19 protein-coding genes are annotated in these 24,059 nt (G+C 32.8%); 6 read left to right on the top strand and 13 right to left on the bottom strand.

Annotated features, from left to right (window positions below):
- Nucleotides 1-469: 469 nt before the first annotated feature.
- Together F1Z66_RS08215 and F1Z66_RS08210 are read right to left on the bottom strand one after the other, a co-directional pair.
- Complete coding sequence (locus F1Z66_RS08215) at nt 470-2,539, bottom strand: sensor histidine kinase (protein WP_159357374.1); 2,070 nt, start codon at nt 2,537-2,539, stop codon at nt 470-472.
- Nucleotides 2,540-3,544: 1,005 nt separating this feature from the next.
- Nucleotides 3,545-4,210 carry an endonuclease V gene (locus tag F1Z66_RS08210; protein WP_149863127.1) on the bottom strand — a complete coding sequence of 222 codons (666 nt, stop codon included), beginning with the start codon at nt 4,208-4,210 and terminating at the stop codon, nt 3,545-3,547.
- Nucleotides 4,211-5,416: 1,206 nt separating this feature from the next.
- On the opposite strand from F1Z66_RS08210, the gene F1Z66_RS08205 reads away from it, so the two are divergent.
- Entirely contained in the window at nt 5,417-5,890 is a 474-nt protein-coding gene (locus F1Z66_RS08205) for a hypothetical protein (protein WP_149863126.1), read from the top strand.
- A gap of 429 nt (nt 5,891-6,319) precedes the next feature.
- Here F1Z66_RS08205 and F1Z66_RS08200 read toward each other — a convergent pair whose 3' ends face one another.
- The 5 genes from F1Z66_RS08200 to F1Z66_RS08180 form a co-directional block, all read right to left on the bottom strand.
- On the bottom strand, nt 6,320-6,715 hold the full coding sequence (locus F1Z66_RS08200; protein ID WP_201448536.1) for a secondary thiamine-phosphate synthase enzyme YjbQ: 396 nt from the start codon (nt 6,713-6,715) through the stop codon (nt 6,320-6,322).
- Between the two features lie 287 nt (nt 6,716-7,002).
- Nucleotides 7,003-7,815: a peptidoglycan-binding domain-containing protein gene (locus F1Z66_RS08195; protein WP_201448535.1), complete on the bottom strand. Its 813-nt coding sequence runs from the start codon at nt 7,813-7,815 to the stop codon at nt 7,003-7,005.
- A 169-nt stretch (nt 7,816-7,984) separates the two neighbouring features.
- The gene (locus tag F1Z66_RS08190) at nt 7,985-8,494 is read right to left on the bottom strand and encodes a hypothetical protein (protein WP_149863123.1); all 510 of its coding nucleotides are present in this window, start codon (nt 8,492-8,494) and stop codon (nt 7,985-7,987) included.
- 540 nt (nt 8,495-9,034) lie between these two features.
- Complete coding sequence (locus tag F1Z66_RS08185; protein WP_149863122.1) at nt 9,035-9,826, bottom strand: YoaK family protein; 792 nt, start codon at nt 9,824-9,826, stop codon at nt 9,035-9,037.
- Between the two features lie 749 nt (nt 9,827-10,575).
- Nucleotides 10,576-11,232, bottom strand: a complete 657-nt coding sequence (locus F1Z66_RS08180) for an Hsp20/alpha crystallin family protein (protein ID WP_149863121.1) — start codon at nt 11,230-11,232, stop codon at nt 10,576-10,578.
- A gap of 133 nt (nt 11,233-11,365) precedes the next feature.
- On the opposite strand from F1Z66_RS08180, the gene F1Z66_RS08175 reads away from it, so the two are divergent.
- From F1Z66_RS08175 to F1Z66_RS08165, 3 genes are all read left to right on the top strand, one after another.
- Nucleotides 11,366-11,779, top strand: a complete 414-nt coding sequence (locus tag F1Z66_RS08175) for a hypothetical protein (RefSeq protein WP_149863120.1) — start codon at nt 11,366-11,368, stop codon at nt 11,777-11,779.
- 108 nt (nt 11,780-11,887) lie between these two features.
- Complete coding sequence (locus tag F1Z66_RS08170) at nt 11,888-13,267, top strand: glycosyltransferase (protein ID WP_149863119.1); 1,380 nt, start codon at nt 11,888-11,890, stop codon at nt 13,265-13,267.
- 688 nt (nt 13,268-13,955) lie between these two features.
- Nucleotides 13,956-14,729: an adenylate/guanylate cyclase domain-containing protein gene (locus F1Z66_RS08165; protein ID WP_159357372.1), complete on the top strand. Its 774-nt coding sequence runs from the start codon at nt 13,956-13,958 to the stop codon at nt 14,727-14,729.
- 741 nt (nt 14,730-15,470) lie between these two features.
- Here F1Z66_RS08165 and F1Z66_RS08160 read toward each other — a convergent pair.
- The 3 genes from F1Z66_RS08160 to F1Z66_RS08150 form a co-directional block, all read right to left on the bottom strand.
- Nucleotides 15,471-15,761 carry a hypothetical protein gene (locus F1Z66_RS08160; protein ID WP_149863117.1) on the bottom strand — a complete coding sequence of 97 codons (291 nt, stop codon included), beginning with the start codon at nt 15,759-15,761 and terminating at the stop codon, nt 15,471-15,473.
- A 206-nt stretch (nt 15,762-15,967) separates the two neighbouring features.
- Complete coding sequence (locus F1Z66_RS08155) at nt 15,968-17,365, bottom strand: cation:proton antiporter (protein ID WP_230207497.1); 1,398 nt, start codon at nt 17,363-17,365, stop codon at nt 15,968-15,970.
- A 146-nt stretch (nt 17,366-17,511) separates the two neighbouring features.
- Nucleotides 17,512-18,954, bottom strand: coding sequence for an SLC13 family permease (locus F1Z66_RS08150; RefSeq protein ID WP_149863116.1), 1,443 nt, complete (start codon nt 18,952-18,954; stop codon nt 17,512-17,514).
- A gap of 397 nt (nt 18,955-19,351) precedes the next feature.
- On the opposite strand from F1Z66_RS08150, the gene F1Z66_RS08145 reads away from it, so the two are divergent.
- Complete coding sequence (locus tag F1Z66_RS08145; RefSeq protein ID WP_149863115.1) at nt 19,352-19,816, top strand: hypothetical protein; 465 nt, start codon at nt 19,352-19,354, stop codon at nt 19,814-19,816.
- A gap of 376 nt (nt 19,817-20,192) precedes the next feature.
- Here F1Z66_RS08145 and F1Z66_RS08140 read toward each other — a convergent pair whose 3' ends face one another.
- Nucleotides 20,193-20,603: a hypothetical protein gene (locus F1Z66_RS08140; RefSeq protein ID WP_149863114.1), complete on the bottom strand. Its 411-nt coding sequence runs from the start codon at nt 20,601-20,603 to the stop codon at nt 20,193-20,195.
- Between the two features lie 696 nt (nt 20,604-21,299).
- On the opposite strand from F1Z66_RS08140, the gene F1Z66_RS08135 reads away from it, so the two are divergent.
- Nucleotides 21,300-21,851 carry a DUF488 domain-containing protein gene (locus tag F1Z66_RS08135; protein WP_201448534.1) on the top strand — a complete coding sequence of 184 codons (552 nt, stop codon included), beginning with the start codon at nt 21,300-21,302 and terminating at the stop codon, nt 21,849-21,851.
- Between the two features lie 416 nt (nt 21,852-22,267).
- Here the strand turns inward: F1Z66_RS08135 and F1Z66_RS08130 are convergent, their stop codons facing one another.
- Nucleotides 22,268-22,582, bottom strand: a complete 315-nt coding sequence (locus F1Z66_RS08130) for a DUF190 domain-containing protein (protein WP_149863112.1) — start codon at nt 22,580-22,582, stop codon at nt 22,268-22,270.
- A gap of 440 nt (nt 22,583-23,022) precedes the next feature.
- The gene (locus F1Z66_RS08125) at nt 23,023-23,973 is read right to left on the bottom strand and encodes an HAD hydrolase family protein (protein ID WP_149863111.1); all 951 of its coding nucleotides are present in this window, start codon (nt 23,971-23,973) and stop codon (nt 23,023-23,025) included.
- Between the last annotated feature and the right edge of the window lie 86 nt (nt 23,974-24,059).

The raw sequence follows: 24,059 nt of genomic DNA, 5'->3' as shown, positions 1-24,059 counted from the left end.
CATTATCAAAAATATCACTTGTATTCCATCGATTAAGTAGACTTCTCCCCCTTCTTCCAAAAGGCAAGTCAAAGAATCTGTTAAACCAGTCATTTGGTATTATATCTTTATTATTCATGTGTAATATATGTAATACACATTACAATATATAAATATTTCTTACAATTTGTAAGCCTTATAAAGGAGGGACATGATTAGAAGTTGGTCAAGGAATGGCCTTTTTGTATTTGGATATAATTATAAAGGATATTGCAGAGTATTTGATAATTTTCTAGCATATATGATACGGTAATTCAAAGTCGATGAAAAATAAATCGTAAGAATGCTAAAGCAGTTATGATATTCTCAGGTATTGTTAGAAATTAAGTCCCAGATGTAATAGCAAGATAATCAACACATACCAAGACGTAATCAACGCCTACTTGGGTTTTCAAATGTTGCTGTGGAATTTGAACTTGCTTGGTTCTACTCAAAGTGGGAGTTTAAAACTAACTGTGGATCCTTTGCCATTTTTATTATTTTTGGCCCATATTTTTCCACCATGCTCACTGACAATTTCTTTGGAAAAATATAACCCAAGACCTAATCCATTGCTTGAGTTCGTTGTAAACTTGGCAAATAATCTTGGAACTAAATCGGGATGAATACCAATACCGCTGTCAACGACACTTATTACCAACCAACGCTTAGGTGTAGTAGTTGTTGATGCAAGATGAATTACTTTTTCAATTTTAATTATAACTGTTCTACTCTGACCATCTTTTGCAAGCGAAATAGCCTGATATGCATTATCTATGAGATTCGTCAGTACCTGTGACAACCTGATTCTATCACCCGTTATCAGAATAGGAATTTGATTTGGACTATTTGTAAGGTAATGCCATTTTGAATCAGACCTGTATATACATTTTAAATCGATCCTTGGTGATCTGAATTTATCAATTCTTCTCCTATTTTGTTCCTTGATGACTTCCAAGATTAACGCCTTGAAGTCAAAAGTTTCGCTTTTTAATTTTAATAATTTGTTATCGATTTGGGTTACTTCAATTAATCTATTGGAAAGCTCTTTGATACGAATTGCATTTCTTCTGATAGCGTCGATATGTTCTTTATGATTGGATAAATCTTGATCCCTTCGAAGAATTTCTGCAAATCCCATAATTGACTGAATGGGAGTTCTCAATTCGTGTGAAGCAATATTTATGAAGTCGTTTTGGAGCCTTTCAATTGATTGTAATTGTTTGTACAACTCCGTTTGCTTCCACAAATTTTCAAATAAAGTGCCGAAAGATAGTGCAGTTGATTTGCTTTCAATGAACAAGCATAAGCGTATAGCACCAAAATAACTCTTTTTAGTATCATTTTTTACTTCAAATGATATTATCTTTTGCCTGTCTATTATAGCAGTTCCAATTAGAAAAAATGTAGTAAATGGAAGAAACCTAAATTCAATAAATGGATATTTTGATACTATCTCCCTAATTTCATTATCCATTGCTTTCTTCAGAGGTATTATGACTTTCACCTTAATGCCTTTTTTTGAGTTTTCATTTAGCATAGCAAACTCCTTATTTTGATCTAGTCTAAAAGCTGCATTAGTGGATGAAAGTATTATTAAAATTTCTTGCTTGGCGGATTCAAATACCTTCCTTGCAAATGCTACAGCCTCTTCTGGGTTATATAGTAAACTAATACTATCTGAGATATTTTCTTTAATATCCATGAAGCGATCTTCAATTCGCTGACTGGATTTCCACATTTCTTCAAATATAGATCGATAGTGATTTAAGTACAAAGGATCATTACTAATTATTAAACTCGTCATTAAATTACCGTCTTTCATTCTATCAATTGATGATACAAAAAAGTCATCATTGAAAGCAAAATTTGTTAATGCAGATACATTAGGGATATGCCTTATCTCCATGCTATCGTTTAGAATTTTTTTTAATGTTTGTACCTCCATTTCATCATTAACTGTAGTAATCCATTTTGTCCCCTTGTATTTCCCGGCTAGATAATTTTTCATTGTTTCTTTGTGTAAATTAAGGAAATATTTTTGGATCATCTGGATTCCACCAATTGAAGTACATGTACATATGGTAGTTGAATTCCTAATGAAATCAGATAATCGTTTCTCAATTTCAATAGGATTTTCTATTACTTCTGTTTTAGGCAATTGGATGATGGGATTAAATTTTTTTTCTTCTTTTAATTCATATACTCTGAATTTCGCAGGAATAGAATCCGCCCATAACTTATTAAACAATATTTGTTGCAGTCTTAAAAAATGGGGATCCATAACTTCCTTAACATTAGATATTCTTATGTCTATAGAATTCCTCCTGTGGATTGTAAAACTAAGGAGAAATCTATCATTTAATATCATATTTTCACCGTCGAGTTCAGGCACGTGATTTATTGCAAGACCCTTCGATAGTAATTTTTCACAGTGAGGAATATCCTTTTTAGTAATGTTTGTAATTATTCTTATTCTCGATCCACTCTTTATGGATTGGCATAGATTAGACTCTTTCAAAACACGCCCAGAAAAGAACACCATGAGATTTTTTCGGGCCAGATAAATATCAACACCAAGAGGACTAGTTTTAAAAAGGAAATTAACAAATTCAAAAACATCATTAAGTTTATTAGATTCAAGGACGTCGCTATCCTTAATGAATCCCCGATCATTTTTGAACTTTAACTGCTTTAATATAGATATAATCTAGACCAAATGATAGATAAATATTTTGAATGATTTAAGATGATTCACACAATTCTTCATTGAATCATCATTGCATATATTAGATCCGTTATTATTTCAGATGCATATGTCAACTATAAATCATAAATCAATGTAATATTTTGAAAAGACTAGTAAATGCAATTTACTTCAATATATCAACAATAAATTTGAATTCCTTTCCGGAATGTAATTAGATTCTAGATGCCTAAAATAATTGGGAGAGAGATAAATTAGAATTATTAAACAAAAAAATGACTCCAATTCTGAAACCGAATTACCGACTGTAAGAAATGACTCTTCAATTATAACTCATAGGAACTCAAGAAATAACCATATTTCTACAAATATTTAATCACCATTCTCACACTTGTATCACTATTGCGATTAGTTTATGAGATAAATTGAAATAACCATTTGTGAAGCGGATAAAAATTGTATCCAAAAGTAAGACACCAAAATTATGCCAAGATTTTTCCTATAACTGAAGAGTGTCTTTGCGCTAATTGATAAACTTGTTTATTTGTTTATTTGTTTATTTATTGATAAATTTGTAGACTAAGTATCTCATTATAATGATAGGCTGATATGAGTTAGTCCTATATTAAAGCAAATCTATTAGGTATGATGACTTATAATTCTGAATCTAAATCCTTTCAAAATTTTATATTCTTAATTTTTTTAGAATCCCTTTTATTCTTAAAAGATCCAATAATTAATTTTATTGCAGAATATTCGTACATAGTAATTAGTAATATTTTGATAAATTTCATTTAATTCATTTGGTGTAGTTTCGTGCTATTTGCTATTTTGTTCTTTCGATAGTTTGTCAGCAACTCTTAATGGTTCTGGAACAAATTGATTTGTTTTTGTTATCATCTTAACCAATTCTATTGATGTTGGTAAACTGATTTTATGTCCAACACTGATATATGCCGCTTTCTTTAAGTTATTAGTGGATTTTAGTGCGTATCCAAGGGTTTCTCCGTCATGGTTTACAAAGTTGTTTGATTGTACGTTACCGCATAACAAACTTTTTGCAACTCCAATGGTATGTAGATTTGTAGATATACCAACATAACACGCCAATCCACATCTTCTAGGATGCAGTACACCGTGACCATCCACAAGCAAAATTTGAAATGATTTTGTAAGTAATTTTAGTGTCTGAAGAATGGGTTCGGATTCCCTTAGAATAAATAAACTAGGTATATATGGATTTTTTATCTTACTTTCGCTGCTGACCATTTCTATGATTTTGAAATTTTCTTTGTCAATTATTACTGCTGAACAGTATGCAATATTATTTTTATAGGATACATCTACTCCACAGATAGATCTAATGCTGCTATCGAAACAATCCCTTGATATTACTTTTTTTGCAAGTTCTTTTTGTAATTTGATTACTTCAGCGTAGGAGGTTCTATTGCCGTAATTTGATTCATATGGATTAGTATTGTACATCAGAATTTCCACGTCGCAATTTCTAAAGAGAAACCAGCAATACTCTGTCCGTCGTCAACCCCATTGAAAATGTCCTATGATCGTTATAATTTCTCTACGTGGAGTGTATCTAACAACAGTATGAATCATTTTTATTTCACCATACCCTACAGAGTATTTAGATATTCTACCTTGTAAATATATCTGAATTTCAGTTGATGCGAATTCCACAAATATGACAACAGTCATTGTTTATTATTTGACAATTTTTAAGACCTAAAGTGACGCTGTTTCAATCAATCAATCAATTATAACCAGGCCGGACAACTTGAAAAAACCTGTCCGTTAGAAAGGTGATGCAAATACACAAGGTATCAGAAAGAACCGAAGACAAATCTTTTTTTGGAAAGTTTACAGCATAATTTTGTGTTACAATTTAAGGAACATCAAGGAGTATCTTATTCAAAATATTTTTAGGAAAAGGTAAAGTCCATGCTAATGAAGATTGATAGTCTTACCTAGACTATCTACTAAATCAAGTTCAAATCTATCACTGGATAGACATGGAGGGGGTCCTAAGATAAGGCCATTTTAGGCCACTGTAGTGATTGACTTATTATCTACTTTATCCATTAGATAGAAAAGATAAGGCAATATTCAAGATGCCTGTCGTTAATTTACACATTACAGGCTTTGAAAGTTATCTCTTTGAGAAACCACATATGATTTTGAGCATATATTAAGACAACCTTGAATGATCTTTTACAACAGATTAAAATAAAAATGAATGCGTCAATAGTGACTGTCAATCTGCAAATTAGTAAATATGGTAAAAATCAAAGTTGTATCAAAAATTCCTGCACCATATAATCTTGCCGACAACTTTCGTATGGATCATTTCCCAAATAATTTTCTTATCTATAAAGTAGTTTCTGTTACCCAATATCACGAGTTATTGCAAGCAACTATAGTATAATTAAAGTTTGTGTCAATAATCGTTACTACTGAATTGTCAAACACAATCATAAGTTGCTAGTTTACTGGTATTTATAGAATCTAAACATACTTGCTAAGATTGGGACATATTTTACTTTAGTGATTTCTGATAACAATTTCTAGATCTTAGTTATGAATTCATTGATAATATGATAAATTTTTACCGACGATTTTACCATAATTATTTTTGATACAAGTTATATTGTATATAATTAGGTAATAATTACTAATTTGACAAATATTAATAAAAAACAAGTATCTATTTTAGCCGCAGTTGTGACTTTAGCTATTGCAATGACTTTGTCTCCACTAGGAATAAACTACAATACTCAAATGGCGTTCGCAGGTGGACATCACCATGACCATGACGATGACGATGACGATGACGGAAATTCTGCCTCACAAATTATAGCACAAGTTCAACGATCTATTCAGAATAGTCAAGTAGTTTCTGGAGACGATACAGAAGACTCGGGCAACAACTTTAACTTCCAAAACCAAGAGAATTCAGGTAATAATGCATTAGCTCAAGATTCCAATGATGACGACGGTGATGGTAACAGTGCCTCACAAGCAATTGTTCAGTCCCAATCTTCAGAACAGAATAGTCAAGTAGTTTCTGGAGACGATACAGAAGACTCGGGCAACAACTTTAACTTCCAAAACCAAGAGAATTCAGGTAATAATGCATTAGCTCAGCAATAGATCCAAAATAAATTTTTTTTATATATTTTCTATTAGTTTTTGATTTTAGCATCCCATGAATCATATAGGATAATTGATCCTTTAATCAACTATAAAATAAATTGCAGTGATGAAATTAAATTCGGCAATGATGTGGACATGTAGAAGATTCGGATGGTGTCACTGAGTCATAACCTGATGGATACACAATTTAAATCCATAGCACTTAGAAAACTCAATTCCGGAATAATTGATCTAGATTTGCAAGGAGATGTTTTACAATACTCTTACATGTAATACGCAAATATCAATTTGATCGGACATGTTATTTAGAAAGAAAAATTAATCATGAATACTGGTTTGTAAAAACCGGAGTACAATATTACTATTAATAATGAACAATCTATCATTTGTCAAATAGTCATTATTACCATCTAGCTGCAATAGGGTCTATTCGCCCATCATTTGTAATATAATTTTGCGTTCCCGAGGTTTTGTGTCCATTTCCACTAACACTATTTGTTGCCATGTGCCAAGTGTTAAATGACCATTTACAATAGGAACGGTTAAGTTTGGTCCAACCAAAGATGCTCTAACATGCGAGTGTCCATTTCCATCATGCCACGTAGCATCATGAGCATATTCATTATCTTTAGGTGCCAGTCTTGACAGCATTTCCGGAAAGTCCTTCTGTAATCCAGGTTCAAACTCCATAGTCGTAATTGCTGCAGTTGAGCCAGCAACAAAAACTATTACAGCCCCATTTTCTATCAGGCTTTCTTTAACAATGTTTGATATCTGATCTGTGATATCGATAATATCATTTTCTGATTTTGATTTAATCAAAATATTTTTTGTTATTACCATCATTTTTGTGAAGTCGTTTTGAGTTATTTTTTACAAATAATAAAATTTTCTATTAAGCAGATTGTGTTATGTGAAACAAATTTGGCTTGTTTCATTCACCCTATTTGAATCCAAAAAGATTAAGAATAAGTAGGACTGAGTCATTGAATCATATTTTTTATAAACATTAGAGTCATCAAAATAGATAGAATAAGGTTCCGTAATAGGTAACCACATTAGTTGATAGTATTATAAGCACCTTTCAATCTAGTCACCGAAATAGGTCTCTAATTTAAAAGCCACATGTAGTCCGGTTCATTACCTGCAGTAGACTTGACTAAACCGATACTATTGTTTAGTAGAGCCAATGTTTTGCTTTGCGTATTGTTGAATAATATTATCTCATAGAAAACCCAACTACCATTTTCAGCTGGTCTTCCTATAGAAGAATCAATCCAAGCAATACTTTCTCCATCTTGAGTTGTCATTGTCCCATTACCCGTACTCTGGATTAATTCATCAGACAAATGAGTGCTTATGTAAGTCTGATTATTAGTAACATTTCCTACACCTTTTAGGATTCCCTGATCAGTGTAATGCTCCTCTGTCACAAGATATGGAGTTGATGATAGATTTTTTGAACCCAAGAATACAGTCTTACCAGCGATATAAATTGAATCGGCAGTATCTAAAGGTGCGGTAATTGGTTTGTAAACACTCGATCCAAAAGTTTGGAGAGGTTTTGGGGAGCATGAGGTATCTGCAATATCACCAGCACAGTTCATCAAACCTGATGTTTCATTAGAAAGTGCCGACACTGGGGGTGAACATAATACTTGCCATGTAGAAGGACCAACGATTCCATCTGTAGTCAAACTATTATCTATTTGAAATTGTTTAACGGCTGTCTCTGTACCGGGTCCAAAATCTCCATCTACAAAGTGTCTATCCATATATCCATTTTCTACTAATAGATTTTGTAGTGTAACAACAATCTCACCTGTGTTACCCTTCACAAGTGTTTGAGCATTAGGATCACATGTTGTACTGGCAGGGGTCTGCGCTAATGAGTCTGTGCTAAATTGGGATAAAATTCCCACAGTGCAGATTAGCAACAAATTTAGGGGTAGTGATGACTTTATTATTTTATTCAAATAGGTTTTGTAAAATAAGGTAATTTAAATAGATTTGGATTGCAAAATGATCCGTTTCCAAGCTTCATTATCTCCTGATTGATCATCTCGGGGTTTCTCATATCATTTATCACCACTAAGATAATAAATTCAGTACCGGAGTGAAGTAAATTAAGATAGATTCTTGGTCAAACAGTGACTCGAGTTTGTCTTGAAAATTGACAAAATAATGTCGATTTTCTTCTGTGTCGGGCACTATTATCCAGTACATTTTGTTTTTGTCAGAATAATTTTTATTATCTGTTGGGTTGATCCAATAACCATTTATCACATTGTTGTCTTCAACGCTAATTGCACCAAATTGTTTGACTAATTCTTCAAACATTAATCCATATTTTTCAGGTTCTACATTCGTACCATTGTTGTAAAGAATTGGTACTAGAATGTCTACTTTAAGCTGTGGTTTTATTGGCAGTTGTGATTTTGCCTGAGTTAGATTTGATGTAAGCTGGTCGATAGGTGCAGGTGCAATTTTGCTGTTATTCTGTGCGTCATCCATCGAACTGGCAGTAGGCAATATACCGGATAATACGGCTGTCGATAAGAAAATTGTCATCACCGGAATGAATATTGAAATTGTGTTCACGTTCTGGTGAACAAGTATATCCTATATAAGTAAAAAGGTAATTATGGTGAAGGCATTCATAAAGAGTAATGATAAATGAAATAGGCATTTTAAAAAGACCTGTAAGCCTTTTTGGAACCATGGATGCAATCATGACAATTCAAATACCTCAGTTCATTTTCATGCTATAGTGAGATGGATCGATAGAGGATATGATGGCGATACAATGACTGGATTTGATTGAGCATGCAAAGATCATACTCAAAGTCTTTCTTTTTTATTTGACAACTACTGAGCTTATATACTATTAAGGGGTGTTCACGGTGCCAATCCAATAGAAATGTACTGGTTGCTTTAAACGGCTGCACTACCACAACACAAATTTACCGTGCAGTTTCATGATGTAGATAAAGAAGAAGTTGAATTCGCCCTTTCTGGCTTTGTTTTTAGATTATTTACTTATCTAGATACAGATAGTCAATATAAAATCATATTAGATTTGTATTATTTTACTGCAATATTTGGTATGGACCATCTTTATAACCATATTAAGAAATTTTTTTAGGGTTTTGGCAACTTTCTTTGGTTTAACATTGCATATGAAAAAATGAAAATCATTAGTGCAATGGGTAAAGTTGTAGCGACATACAGGGGTAAATGAATAAGAAACAGAGTCATTATGGCTGCACCAATAAAATATCCCATCCATACCGTCAGAAGATAAATGGTTGTTCTTCTCTGAGAGTCCATTTTTGATATAGCAATTTTTTTAGGCTCAGACGAATTTTCAATATCTTTCCCAGCGATAGATAGAAAATGTCCTTCTCTATTGATTAATCTATATATTGCGTTGGACAGGGTGCCTGTAATCATAGTCGTGATCACTCCAATCCGATTTACATGTCTTGCACAAATAAATTGAATTCCCATTCCGAAGGAGGCTGTGGTAACCATCAAGATTGATTTAATGTTAAAAGAGGAATCAAAAATATGAAAATATGCTTGAGTGAACAAGAATATCAATACTATCAACTCTATACAAAGAATATAAGTTACTTGTATATCCCATCCCACCTCAGTTTTTGACTTCCTTTTGAAAAGGAAGGCGGCTAAAGATGCTCCGGATAGGTAACCGATAAAAACAGAAATCCCCAATACTGTTGTTGTAGATTCTCCCTGTATCAACGATGCAGCTAAAACCACTGTGTTACCTGATAAAGCAGATATGAAAATTCCACCTAGTCCAAAAAAACCCAGTGCATCTACTGTTCCTGAAACACAAGTTAAAACTACAAACAATAGATCTCTATTGCGATCAGAGATCCGATAAGATTGTCTTTTTTGATCACTCATTCCCTTTACTAATCAACCGTCCATCTAAATCCAGATGATGCAGATCGAAATGAACGCAAATATTGAAAATATTTCATGACATGTATGAATTTACAAGTGCAAAAAATATCAAAGCTTATTGAATTAGCATAAACCTTTAGAATCAACATAACAAGTTAGGATGGTCATTTAAATTTAGTCTTTTCTCCGTACATCAATTCAAAAGATATAAACAATTGAGCTGGCAAATGAATTTATCATTCACAATGTATAGTATTTGATATTGTTTACGGACAAGCAGTTTCGGATCTGAAGGTGTAGGGTTAATCCTATTTTCATACACACTGAACTCAAAACATAGAGCTGTTAGTACAAATGCTGACCAGAAAAAGCAACAGTCAATAATATACTTTTTATTATTTAAAATCGATAAGAAATTTCTAAAGGCATATCAGTTCAAATGTAATTGAAAGATGAATTATAAAAGTTTGATAATGTAAATAAAAAAGATAAAAAAATTAGAGTATTTTAAACAAATAATCACCAATAATAAATGAGGTTAAAAGTAGGCTTTAAATCGACCACGACAAGATAGATGGAAAAAAAGGATTTGCCTAATGACGCTAATCAAAACATCACAGTCAAGTCGTCATACAAGGGAAATAAAGTTGTTATCATAATAGCCAAACACATTTTAGGTATAATTATTAACACAATACAGTAACTGTTCATTGATTCAAAAAAGATAAGAAAAATTTAATCTCTTAAATCTAGTCTACCTCTATTTTCTTTCCAATATTTCCTGCACCTTTTTTGTTAAAAGTCATTTCTAGTATTCCATTATTATAAGTCGCTTTTGCAGTATCAATATCTGCTTCTTCTGGCAAATTAAAAGTCATATTATATTTTCTCTGGCAGTCATTAGTTGCTATTTCTACTTTTTCTTTGTATGCGGTTATCTTTATATTATTTTTATCAACTCCTAGTATTTCCAATACAACTTTTATTTCCTTATCTGTACTATTGATGTCTACTAAGGGTTCTCTTTCAACAGATACCCTGGGTTCAATATTCTTCTTCCCTACTCCTCCTCCTCCAGCATGTAAATATTTTGGATCAACCTTTCGAAATTCTGTTATTGTTGGTTTTACATTAGATCCAAAGGTCAAAAAATATCCATATACAAAGGGATCACTTTCCCTCATTTTAGATTCATCGCGTGCTTCATAATCACTTATCAACTCTTTCAAAGTGCCCCTTGCAAATTTATCAAACTGATCTAACATCACATGGATCTCTCTTTGCATGTCTTCAAACTCTTGAAAGGGATCGGTATCAAACAAGTTCCAAAATCGCCTTCTAGTCAGGTTATCATCATCTCTATCAATAAATTCCCGAAACCGGCGAAAGTTATCAAATGGTGTCATATTAGTTGCTTAAATCACCTTAAGGTGTATTTTAAATTAAGATTTATATTTTTTTCTAACGGAATGTAAGAGCAATTACTGGAAGTAAAATTTATATTCAAAAATTAATACAAATAATATCGGTGGTCTCTTTATGAACACAAAAAAGTTTGTAACTAGAATCATCAACACAAGTCAAAGTCAAATCATTCAAAAAATAAAATCACTACGTAGCTTATTGTCATTAGGGTTTATCTCTGTATTAGGACTGATTCCTTCGACATTCATATCTGACAATGGTATTGTAGTTCACGCACAACAAGGACATTTGCAAGCTATAGATAATTGGTATCAATCTTTTAATATGGCACGTTCCAAAGTCCAAGCAGCCTCATCTCCAGAAGCGTCCGGTAATGGAATACCTCAATTACATGCTCTCAGTACAAATGACATTCTAATGGTCTTGGGCACACCTGTAGTGGGCGGATTATTAACTTATATGGTTGTCAGGTCGTTACTCAAGTACGTATATAGGAAGAAACTACACAGAAAAATAAGGATTAGCTGATCTAAACATGAATTCTCAAGTATTTCTTACTTCTTTATATTTTCTACAAGATACAGTAGATGCACCAATTGAGACCGTTTGCTGTTTTAAATCTATAAGGTGAAGAAATTGAGAGCAAATTTTGTATATTCAAACCTGAATCCATGCGGAGGGGGTGAACGTTTTACCCTTGTTACCATGAAAGCATTGTATGAGATGGGAGTAGAGATGGATTTGACAACGCTAGAGCAACCCAACTTATCCAAATTAGAAAATGCATTTGGAAAGGATTTAGCGTCAATACTAAAAAAAATCAGAAAAATCAACCTATTGGATACGTTTGATGAGCAAAGTATTCATCGCAACTTACATTTAAATAACTATGACTTGGTTATTAATACCCACGGTGATATTGATCCATATTTCCACCCTTCCTTAAATGCTAAAAATACGATTGTTTATTGTCATTATCCTTCTGCCAAATTATTTTTAGAAAGCAAGGATACCGAATATCTGACTTATCACCTCAAGATTGATAGATTGCATTCTTACACCAATCCAAGCTTTGAAGTAACATCTCAAGTAGCTTACAAAAATCCCAACCAAATGATGTCTCAAATGGTTGAATCTATGGTTACTAGATCTGGAAATCATATTTACGATAGTGAAAATAGCAAGAAAGAGTATGTGGATTGGGCGAAAACGACCTATGATCGCATGATCACAGACTCCTTTTTGATCACTAATTCTAATTACAGCAAAGCCGCTATACAAAAAGAATATGATAGAAATGATATTCTTGTTTTAAGTCCCCCCGTAGATGTAGATACCATTATCTCAAAAGTAAGAATCGATCAGGATCTTGATTCATCAGCATCTAGCAATGAAATCTGCATACTAGTCGTATGTAGAATCGAACCAACAAAGAGAATTGAGAATGCCATTTATCTTGCAAGGCTATTAAAAGAGAGAAAAATTAGTGCAAAGATAACCATCGCAGGCAGTCTAGAATCCCACTATCAGAACTATTATAACGACATGATTAAGTTGATAGCTGAACTGGATGTCTCAGAAATTGTAGAATTGCATATTGATGTCAGCTTTGAGGAATTAGTTAAGTTAATGAAAAAAAGCAAAATCTTTTTTCATCCAAGAGAAGGTGAACATTTTGGAATGTCGATAGTTGAAGCGATGAGTGCTGGATTAATTCCAGTTGTTCCCGCTGAAGGAGGACAAACAGAATTCGTTCCAATGGAATATCAATACAAATCATTGGAAGATGCAACCAAAATAATATCTTTATTAGCGAATATGTCAAAGGAAAATATGTCAAAGGAAAGTAACAGGATACGCAATATATCGAGAAAGTTTTCAGAAACAAATTACAAGAGACAATTTCAATTGATTGTTAGCCGGTTGTTATACAATTTGGAATTTAATCATCAAAATGTATTTGACTCCAATTGGAAAATTAGGGACTCAATATCAGCCGAATTAGCAAGACGCTAATTTAGCTCGACAATTAAAAACCTTTTCGATTATATTCCAATTTGTTCTCTTTTTCCATTCTATTTTTTATAATGAAAACTTATGTATTAGGTTTCGATTCGTAATGCTAAATTAAAAAAAATCTAATAACTATGTATTATTGACCTGTCATCCATAATGATAAAAAGTGAACAAATAAACAAGATTATTTGGTGACTGGTGCTGATGAGGATGTGAAACATCCTATCAATAATAGAAACCACATTCAGTATATTGCATACAATGGTTGATTTATAGTTTAACCAGCAGCTTGCAATAATAGGTCTATAGAAGAATTTAGATTTAGCATTTCATTTTTCTATCCGATGTACGATTCCATATCCTTTGAGACGAAGTCAAATTAACAATAGTCGAGTGACAAATTAAAAATCAACAAAATTGATGCGGGTTTTGAGAAAACATAGGGATATTCGTACGAGTTAGACAATAGATCTATTCCGCTGTAATCAAAGTTTCTTTAATTTTGACAAGTATTATTCTCAAACCAAATCAATCAAGAAGTTCAATTTAATGAGTCGGAAATGCAAGTGCAGTAGTAAGCAGTAGAAAAGTATGTATGGACTGCTATATCGATAAATCAAAATAAGATACTTAAATTAGCATCGCAGAATTAATCAGTAGTATAATCCATGGAAAAGGATGTATGCCTATGAATGGTTCGGATAAGAACGAAAATCTTAGTGATAAAGATGAAAATCTTGATGAGGACAGTATCTTGGACTTTAAGTCACTATGTAATTTACGCCAGGGGCGCTTGGAAAGTGTATTAAGTGAAAAATATCAATACAATACGTCAGTTGACAGAGGTCAAAAATTCTTACTTCCCCATGTAAATTCCAAAGTTGACCTTGTTATAATGTATGCTGATATAGTTGGCTCTACCAAAATGAGCATGACTCTTCCTACAGAAAAGGTTGTTACCATAATTAAAGCATTCTCTCACGAATTATCATCGGTAATAGAAAGTTATGGAGGTTTTGTTTTAAAATATGTCGGCGATGCGATCATATCATTTTTCCCTTCCGGATTTAATAAATATCTGATATGTGATAGGGCCTATATCTGTGCTAAATCGATGCTCTCAGTTCTCAGAAATGATATCAATCCTGTTTTTCGCCGTCACAATTATCCTGATCTACAGATCAAGATAGGAATGGCTGAAGGAGAAAACATTGTTATTCAATATGGAAAAGATAAAAGTTCCCAAATTGATTTAATAGGATATGTCATGAACGTTGCATCCAAAATAACATCCCTTACCTCCCCTAACAGGATTTCTTTGGGAGGAGCCTTTTATGGATTACTGCATCCCAAAACAAGATCTGAATTTGAAAAAGTTTCCCTAGAAAATCGGGACTGGAAATACATTGACAAGCACAATCAAAAAACTTATGAGGTATATACTACAAAATTTACTCACTGACATGTGCTAGATTATTGTCAATATGTTTGGATATGATTACCACGCACCGCTTCTATATTAAATTTTGAATCACGTCCACCATTACCTCAAACTGAGTATTACCTTCACTAGCCAGAAATACAACATCTTTTAAACAAACTTTCATCCACTTAACATCATATTCTAATAGTCCTTCTTATCCATGTTGTGACAAGCGTTCTAAATAACAAGAAAAACAGAATATAAATTTCGACAACTTCTTCCTTGCACTTTTTTGCCATCTCTAGTACTCTTCCCGTCTTTGATAAAGGCCTCCGATCCACCAACACAAAAATCGTTTTGGAGATTTCTTCAGACCCAAGATAAGATTTCTTCAAATTGTAGTAAAATTATTTAATAGTTTAATGCGTTTGATGATATTAACTTTGTATTTGAATTTGCATTCTAATCCTGTTATTAACATTAGGAAGGAAATTAGTCTAGTCTTTTCCAATATATTAAAAATCTCAAGGCAAGTCTTTTGTAACAATGACCTAAATCCACTGCTTAACCCAAAAACAACTCTTGTTAAGCTTGGTTCACAAAACGATTTCGATTCAGGTTTTCTTTCAGATGAACCTACACGTCAACAAAAGAACAGATCGAATTAGGTTTAGAATTTATATTAAATTGATATCTTGAAAGTAATAATTTTTTTAAAAAGCCGGATGTTATTCAAGCAGTCATATGTAGCATTAGAACATTATAAAACTATAACAGTTCTCAAATAACAAAATGATCATCGCGGTCATAGTTTTGCTTCAAACAAATTGCGAATCCAACATGACCGCAATCATCAGTATTGCAGGTTACGCATAAAGGCAAGCCGTCCCTGTAACTAACAATAACATTATTCATAATACTATTATCATATAAAATGACGTATTTGTTATCAAAATAGTCTTTGACTGTTATCAAAGAATTCCCAGAATTTGTATCTTTGCATACTAGCCATCTCATAAATTCCATTGTTCCATGGTCAAGCGTGTCCAATTCGGAATCATTATCAGACATTTGAAATAGTTCCAATTAATAATATAGTATCTTATTTTTAAAGTATATGTAATACATGCAAGAGCTGCAAAGGCAGAGTCGTTTGACACACCTTTGTTAGCCTAGTTTGAATGCTTTGATCATCTCTTTGCTATTATCCATCATGTCGAAACTTTTGAAAGCTCACTGAGACTTTATTACTATTATTAACTGTTGTGTAGGGTACTTTAGGCATTATTTGAATTAGAGGCACTATTGTCATCTTTATCTGATTTAGTAGTTGTAGCAGGATTAACAGAGTCTGAAGGAAACTTGACAATTTTTCCTAATTTCAAAAGATATGGTGTTATGAAGGTGGTAAGAATAGTTACAACACCCAATACTGGGAAAACTGAATTGGAAATAGCACCAACATCCTGTCCGGCCTTGACCACAACCAAAGATAATTCTCCCCTTGCAGCAGACATCCCTATACCCGTTCTAATAGCAGTAGTTATTCCATATTTGGCCAAGGAAAGAATTCCACTTACTAGAAAGAATTTTGAAGCAACCGATACGGCGATAAGAATGAGAGCAGGTATCAGGAAGGAAGGAACAAGATATACATCCATTAACGCACCTATGGAAATAAAAAATAAGGCAGCAAACATGTCTCTTAGTGGAGTGGTAATTACACGAGCAACAGAAGAGCTTTTAGCCTCGGCTATAAGAACTCCAGCCAGAAAAGCACCTGTAGCAACAGAGAGTCCAATAGATTTGGCCAAAAAGGATAAAAAGAAGGCTAGACCCAGAATCGAGATTAGTATCATTGCATAATCATTTACTTTGCTTATTCTGTCCACCAATTTTGGAACTATTCTTGAACCGATGATTAAGGTACCGCCTATGAATGCACCAACAATTAAAACTGATGTAATGATATTTACAAATGACATATCTCCTTCTTGCGCAGCAACTGATTGTAGTATACCCAATATTGTAATTGCAAGAATGTCTTCAACTATGGATATACCAAGCAATAATGTTGTTGATGTATCCCTTATCATATTAAGCTCTTCTAATATTTTTATCGTAACTGCTGTACTTGTGATGGATAAAGCCAATGCAATAAACAGCGAATCAAAGTAAGAGAATCCTAGAAATTGTGCAACAATAAATGTAATCAAAAGTGTTCCCATGGATTCTACTACCGCGACAATCGCTGAAATTCGTCCCACAGATCTTAATCTTTTAATTGGAAAATCGGTTCCAATTACAAATAACAGCATTATTATACCGAGCTCTGCAAAAGCATTTAGGGTATCTATATTATGAATTAGTGAGAAAGGAGGAGTGTACGGGCCGATAACCATACCTGCTATAATATATCCTATAACCGCGGATTGTTTTAATTTATGAGTAATAAATAGCATTATTGTGGCAATTATCATAATAACGGCAAAGTCCTGTACAAGTAGTTCTAGTGGAGCATTATTCGTTTGTGATATTGATGGAGGCAGTGAAGAATTTAATTGTGTGTCTAATCCAAAAACTAATGAAATATTTTGAAATCCCGATAAATGCCCAAAAATAATTACATTAAAGACAATAACAAATAATAAAATATAGTTAGTAATCCCCATCATAATTTATAATTTTAGGTATGTTTATTAAATTTTTATAAAATAATTAGGTGGATTAAAGCCATGGGAGATTTTAACATATTCCAAATGAATTTTCACCGTTTGTACTTTTGCTGTAAACAACAGGGAAATAATAATATTTCATTCACTCAGTGAATTAGCGAGAGCAATCCATAAAGAACTATGGTTCCCATTGCCAGAGTTGCAATCATGAATGGAAAACCTATACGTATCCACCTCGTAAATGAGATATGGCGCCCAAATTTTTCACTTAATCCTGCAGCAACTACTCCTGCGCTTGACCCAATCAACGTGCCATTACCTCCCAAGTCTGCTCCAAGGGCTAAGGCCCACCATAAGGGACTAGTATGAAAACCGCTTTCAGGTCCAAACGAAGAAGCGATAGAGGGATCCTCATTTAGCGTATGAATTAAAGGAATCATAGTAGTGGTAAATGGAATATTATCTACAAAAGCACTTGCAATCCCAGATAACCAAATAACCATTACGAAGGTAATCCACGGATCACCTCCGGTAATGTCAATTGATAATTTTGCAAGTACGGAAATCAAACCTGCATGTTCAGCTACTCCTACTATGACAAAAAGGCCTACAAAAAATAGCAAAGTTGCCCAATCAACCTCATGTAGAATTTTTTCTAATGAAATTCTGCTTATGATTAATAAAACTGCAGCCCCGCCAATCGCAATGATGGACACTTCTAAATGTGTGATAGTTTGTAAGGAGAACAGAATAACTACTCCTACTAATACAATAAGAGACTTTATTAACAATCCCTTATGATGTATTACAATTACATCTTCGTCTCTATGCATTAACTCCTGAACATCTTCCTTCTGTTCCAATTTTTGTTCACCGCTTAATTCCTTTCTAAAGAACAGTTTGATCAGCAATAGAGAAAATCCAAAAAGGATTGCAATAGTTGGCCCCATATATATCAAGAAAGTGTTAAAATCAATACCGGCTGCAGAGCCAATCAGGATGTTTGGAGGATCTCCAATTAATGTTGCTGCACCTCCAACGTTTGAAACTAAAACCTGAGCCATTATGAATGGAATTGGATTAATTCCTAGAGTTCGGGTAATAGAAATTGTAACAGGAACCATCAACAAAATTGTAGTAACGTTATCTACAAACATCGATGCGACAGATGTAAAAGTGCATAGTAACACCATCAATATCCAAACATTCCCCTTACTAATCTTGCCGAGTTTTATCCCAACTTGGTGAAACACCCCTGTTTCGCCTAAAATAGCCACCATGATCATCATTCCAAGTAGTAGGCCGATTGTGTTAAAGTCAATAGACTCTACTACAAAGTGTAAACTGTCTTCAGATAGCATAGAACCTAATATGATAGCCAGTATAACGGATAAGATGGCTCCAAACATTGCAATGACAGTTCTGTGCACAATATCTAAACCGAGCAAAACGTAGATCGCAACCATAATTACCGTGATGCCAGCTAAGATGGGAGTAACACTCTTTTCAAATACCAAAGGCGGAATTGTAAAAATAATAACAATGTAAGTGGCAATTAAGAGTATGCCAATAGAATATTTTTTGTGCATGTTTTTAACTATTTGAATATATTAAACGCTATTTTTATACATATATAGAAAGAAATAGGAGTCGTTATATACCTTATTTTGTTTGAAATAGTTTTAGGTAGTCTATAATACCTCTGGCAGGATTAAGTTCCGCACAGTATACGGGTTTAGTTGTACACGTAACAAATTTGACTCAATTAGCAATTCACATGATCCATTGATTGAATTTATATAAAAAAAGAAATCAATTTATACAATTTCTCTTCTATTCTAAAATTGAAGAACAGATTAGGAGTTTTCAAAACTCCAGGAAAGTTTACCATTAGGACCCCAGTTCAATATTATTGAATTAAATTGATTCTGTTTGGTTGAGAAGTAGTTAAAATATATTGTCGAATATCAGTTTTCAAAACAGTATTTGAAATTTGAAGAGTTTAAAATAGGACAGACATTTAAATCATATATCTGTATTGATAAAAATGATTTTAACAAATACCTATCATTTGCGAAGACAAAAAACATTCTACACGAAAATCCTGAACTTGCTTTAAAGGAAGGGATTAAAAGCAATATGCTTCTGCCCGGTCGAGCCATAATAGCACGAGCGGAAGGTGAGATGACTAGACTAGATATTTTTTCAAATTGTGTTATGCTATTGTATGGAATGGACGGGGACCCAACATGGGATAACCGGAACACCCGATTTATAGGTGAAGTCGATGCAGGAGAAGAATTGGAAGTTGAGTATACAATATCTGATAAGAAAGGGGAAGAAAATTATGAAAAATATGGTATATTGTCCATTGATTTTAAAATTAAGCGCCTAAGAGATAACAAGACTGTTATAATTTCACGCAGAAATTTATATAGAATTAAAAAATAAGAAAAGTTCTTTCTCAGATATCCGATTGCTTAGTCAGAGTTTCAGAACATCAATGTATCCAATAAGATTAATTGGCATAATGCATAGATTGGTTACGCTTTTAATTACCCATAGGATTACATGGAGTTGTTAGATTTCGTGTATGTATGGCAGATGTATTGAACCGTGTACTTTGTAGAAAAATCCCAATGATAGAGTAAGATTATATTTAGTATAATGTATATCTCCGTTAGAAAGAATCACACTCTAACTAATCCACTATTGTTGCCATCTTATCAAATATCATAGTCTTAAAAAAAGAAAAGATAGTAGATTTAGCTACATTAAATCATCAAAAAAAAGTATGGTTTGCTTACTTTATGAACATCATTAATAATTATTTATTACCTGATGTCATTATCTTTTTTAGTTCATCATAAAACTCCTTACTCGGGGATGAAGTAGATAACGAAGTTTGCCATTGTTTTTCGATTGTTCTGACTGCTAACTCAGCCGCTTGGTCTATATTATTTCCCCAATCTCTTTCAATTATTTTCTTTATTTTCTCTACATGAACTTCTCTTAAAGCTTCAAAGAATGCGCTTTCTAATAGTCTTTTTGCACCTTCAATTGGATCACTGTTGCAACTTGAACAACTAGCGTTACTACCATGATGCATTGTTTCACATCCACAACTGTTGCATTCACAATGTCCACCATACTTGATATGACCTTGGTAGGAGGATCCATGTCCTTCCCTTTCATAATGAACTTTGCAGTTTGAATCACACTGATTTCCTATCAACATTAAATCACTTTGTAATAGTAACTATAGAAAGTTAAGTATTTAAATGGGTAAGGGATGAGATCGTAACTAGATGTAATTTGGGTAAGTTAACAGAGAAAAATAATTTAGGGTAGTCAGAGCATCAAAAAAAAAGTTTTTATGAATTTCCCTTTTTGACCATACATTAAACATCGTGAGAATTAGGTTATACATTCAGAAGTTGTAATAATATGACTCCAATCGGATTCATTATTAATAATATTTAGATTCTAATCTATGTATGAATATATTCATTTTTAGACTCTATGGAAAGAGTTACAAATGTCTATAATCCGTATCCAACGATTACCAAAAGCCATGTCGTCATAATAAACAAAAATAACTTGGTCCTGGAACTAGTATTGGGATTTATATCAAGGAACCTAACAGAATTTTTAGAATTTAACTCATCTATGAATCATATTCAAAAACGCTTTTATTGAAAAGGACCATATTTTCTTGCGAAATTATAGTTCTATCCTATAAAAGCAATATAAGCTATATAACATACTATTTAATGTGTGATCATTAATTTACACCCTTTAAATTTTTTAAAGGGACTAGGAGTTACAAACTAAATGAATATCAAGACCAAAAGAGGATCATGCTTGGGTTTATGTGGCTTTTCTGGGGTAAAATCATTTAAAAAAAATCTGCAATCAGGTTGATTTCATGTTTATGACTCTGATATTCACAATAGGACATTCAAATCGCGAATTAGATGAATTTGTCCATCTATTAAAGGACAATCAGATAGATACAGTAGTCGATGTAAGACGATATCCGGGTTCTAAATCTTTTCCACAATTTAATAAAGAAACGTTGGCCAAAGAACTCTTAACAAAACACATTTACTATAAACATATTGAAAAACTTGGAGGAAGGCGAAACAACATTGCTGCATCTCAGAAATACAATAATGAAGGATGGCAAAACAAGTCCTTCAGATCTTATGCAAATTACATGTTAACAAAATCATTTAAAGAGGGAATAGAAAAATTACTTTCGTTAACAGCAAATCGCAGGGGTTCTCTTGCCATTATGTGTTCCGAAGCAGTGCCATGGCGCTGTCATAGGCGATTAATATCAGATTACCTTATTATAGTAAAAAATACTCCTGTTTATGATATTATAAGAAATAATACCAGTACTCGTCCAAGCCTCCATGTAGTAACCCCTTTTGCTCGTCATTCAATCGATGAGAATTTAGTCACATATCCTAAATTGTAAGGTAACGATACTATTCAAAACTTTCTTATTCAAAAGTTGCGGTTACTAATAACATTGTCGGAATTTTTGTTATATTAATAATGCATGTCTATTCATACAAGAATCAGATTGAAAAGATGCAGCATCATCATCACAAGATTTTCTCATTTCTTTTAGTTTTCTAGTTTATTCTGTTAATAATGAGAAAAGAATATCCTTAATCTACCATTAGCAATTTATGATCACATATTTCATACTAAAATTTCATTTATCAATTTCGTTACCATCAACAGAATCTGATTGGGAGGTATATTAATAAAATTTGATCACTTGTTAGCCTCGATTTACAGAGTAAAGATGGCAATTTTAAACTAACAGGTTTAAACTATTTCGACTTGGATAGAATTGGCCTTTGAATTCGAATACGAAAAAAACTCTTAAACTACCTGAACCTTATGAATAGTAATAAAGCCATTATCACCTATCATTTGTTTTAGCGGTAATAACAGTGGTTGTATTTTTTCCTCCTCATCTATTGTTTCAATCATCATAGGCTGGTTTATCATTAAGCCTTCCAAATGCACTGTTGATTTTCCTCTTCTTCCAAAACCATCTACTCCAAGCCAAACTATGGCACCCAGGACCTTTGACTTCATTAAAAAATCCAGTATGGTCTTTTCCAGTCTTTTTCCATTCACATTATCATTTTTCTTTATTCGAATGGAAAGACAAATCATTTCTTTTAGTGTCATGATTATTAAACTAGTATTGTAGTCAATGAATTATTAAGATTCTTCTCCCTATTGTGCCAAAAAAAAAAGACAAACGAACATTATCCATCATATTAATTGCCACTATTTAGAGTTGTTTGCCTTCAATCATTCCTGCACCTTTTAAGACGAACAATAACTCATGGTCGAATTGTCAGAAAATTCCTTGCTTTAAATACAAAATAGATTTGGTCTATGTTTCAGTTAGTCAATAAAGCAGAGTAAATGCCAAGATAGACTACCTGCTATATTTACTATCTATTCTAGACCCAAGTAACTCCAATAACAAATGAATAGAATCAAGTATTTTTTTACCTAATATAAACACCTAGGATTTAACCAACAATCTTCAGAAAAATAAACCACCTTCATTATTTCGATGAATTCGCTATCATTTCGGTAAGGCGAAATTCTGTTATTCATCAGAAGGTTAGTAGAGATTCTGAAAAAATGTAGTTATTGTCAACTAGTCTTTTTAAAACAGCAGGCAAATTCTCAAACTTTATGTTATATTTGCAATCCAAATTAGGACGTAACCTATCATCGGAACTTATCCCAATTGAGATATCAGATTTTTGAAAAGCAGGATTATCGTTTTCAGAATCTCCAAGATATATTACTTGCCCTTTGATATCCGAAAATTGACTCAAATTAGATACAACAATATCAAATGCATTCCCTTTATTCACTTTTGTAATATATATGTCAACAAAAGGGTGAGTAGAATATTCCTGTATAAAAAGATGTGAGGTATAATAGTCGAATTTTTCTTTTGAAATACTATTTTCATTCCTCTGTTTAGAATTCTCTAAAGCGATGGAAAGTGATTCTCTGACGATCCCTTCATACATTCTCTTACATCCAGTCCAATCAGCACGATGCCTCCAATTAACAGTAATTCCACCTAATAGATTGTTTTTGCCTTTTAGGAACTTTTTTTCAATACCAACCTCTCCATATTTTTTTTCCAAATAAGCGGCCGTTTCAGTTAAAACAGCAGAGTTGATTTCTGCCATTTCATACTCAAAAAATAAGTAATTGTCTTTTAGAATACCAGCGGTAGTATCTATGTCAACCTCATTGTCTTTATTGAGAAAATATTTATCTTGGCTTATTTGTTCATTTTTATCCATAACAAAAGTTTCTAAACCCAAAATGCAGGATAAAATTTTTGCGAATTTTTTGGTTTTAGGATATATGAAATCAAAGTCCTTGCTGGTCACAATACTTATAGGGATCGTCAAGGATATTTCAACAAGTACGTCTTCAAGCGGTTTTGACATCATATTTGAATCATTGTAACCAGATCTTAAATCAGAGGTTGGACACAAAGTACCATCAAAATCAGACAGTATGGCTGCGACTCTTTTCAATTTAGGTTCAGTGATTATTGTTCTTTGTAATTATAAAAAGCCTTTTAGTATTAATGTCAAATAACTATATGTATCACACATATTGC

It is taken from the genome of Candidatus Nitrosocosmicus agrestis, assembly GCF_008389435.1.
GTDB lineage: Archaea > Thermoproteota > Nitrososphaeria > Nitrososphaerales > Nitrososphaeraceae > Nitrosocosmicus > Nitrosocosmicus agrestis.
The sequence above is the reverse complement of the archived record's forward strand: the minus strand, read 5'-3'. Positions and strand labels throughout refer to the sequence as shown.

What these genes read in the sequence shown, in the direction of transcription:
- F1Z66_RS08210 (WP_149863127.1), bottom strand. Translation starts at nt 4,210, where the DNA reads ATGTACAATACTAATCCATATGAATCAAATTACGGCAATAGAACCTCC.
- F1Z66_RS08185 (WP_149863122.1), bottom strand. Translation starts at nt 9,826, where the DNA reads ATGAGTGATCAAAAAAGACAATCTTATCGGATCTCTGATCGCAATAGA.
- F1Z66_RS08180 (WP_149863121.1), bottom strand. Translation starts at nt 11,232, where the DNA reads ATGACACCATTTGATAACTTTCGCCGGTTTCGGGAATTTATTGATAGA.
- F1Z66_RS08175 (WP_149863120.1), top strand. Translation starts at nt 11,366, where the DNA reads ATGAACACAAAAAAGTTTGTAACTAGAATCATCAACACAAGTCAAAGT.
- F1Z66_RS08165 (WP_159357372.1), top strand. Translation starts at nt 13,956, where the DNA reads ATGAATGGTTCGGATAAGAACGAAAATCTTAGTGATAAAGATGAAAAT.
- F1Z66_RS08160 (WP_149863117.1), bottom strand. Translation starts at nt 15,761, where the DNA reads ATGTCTGATAATGATTCCGAATTGGACACGCTTGACCATGGAACAATG.
- F1Z66_RS08155 (WP_230207497.1), bottom strand. Translation starts at nt 17,365, where the DNA reads ATGATGGGGATTACTAACTATATTTTATTATTTGTTATTGTCTTTAAT.
- F1Z66_RS08150 (WP_149863116.1), bottom strand. Translation starts at nt 18,954, where the DNA reads ATGCACAAAAAATATTCTATTGGCATACTCTTAATTGCCACTTACATT.
- F1Z66_RS08140 (WP_149863114.1), bottom strand. Translation starts at nt 20,603, where the DNA reads ATGTTGATAGGAAATCAGTGTGATTCAAACTGCAAAGTTCATTATGAA.
- F1Z66_RS08135 (WP_201448534.1), top strand. Translation starts at nt 21,300, where the DNA reads ATGACTCTGATATTCACAATAGGACATTCAAATCGCGAATTAGATGAA.
- F1Z66_RS08130 (WP_149863112.1), bottom strand. Translation starts at nt 22,582, where the DNA reads ATGACACTAAAAGAAATGATTTGTCTTTCCATTCGAATAAAGAAAAAT.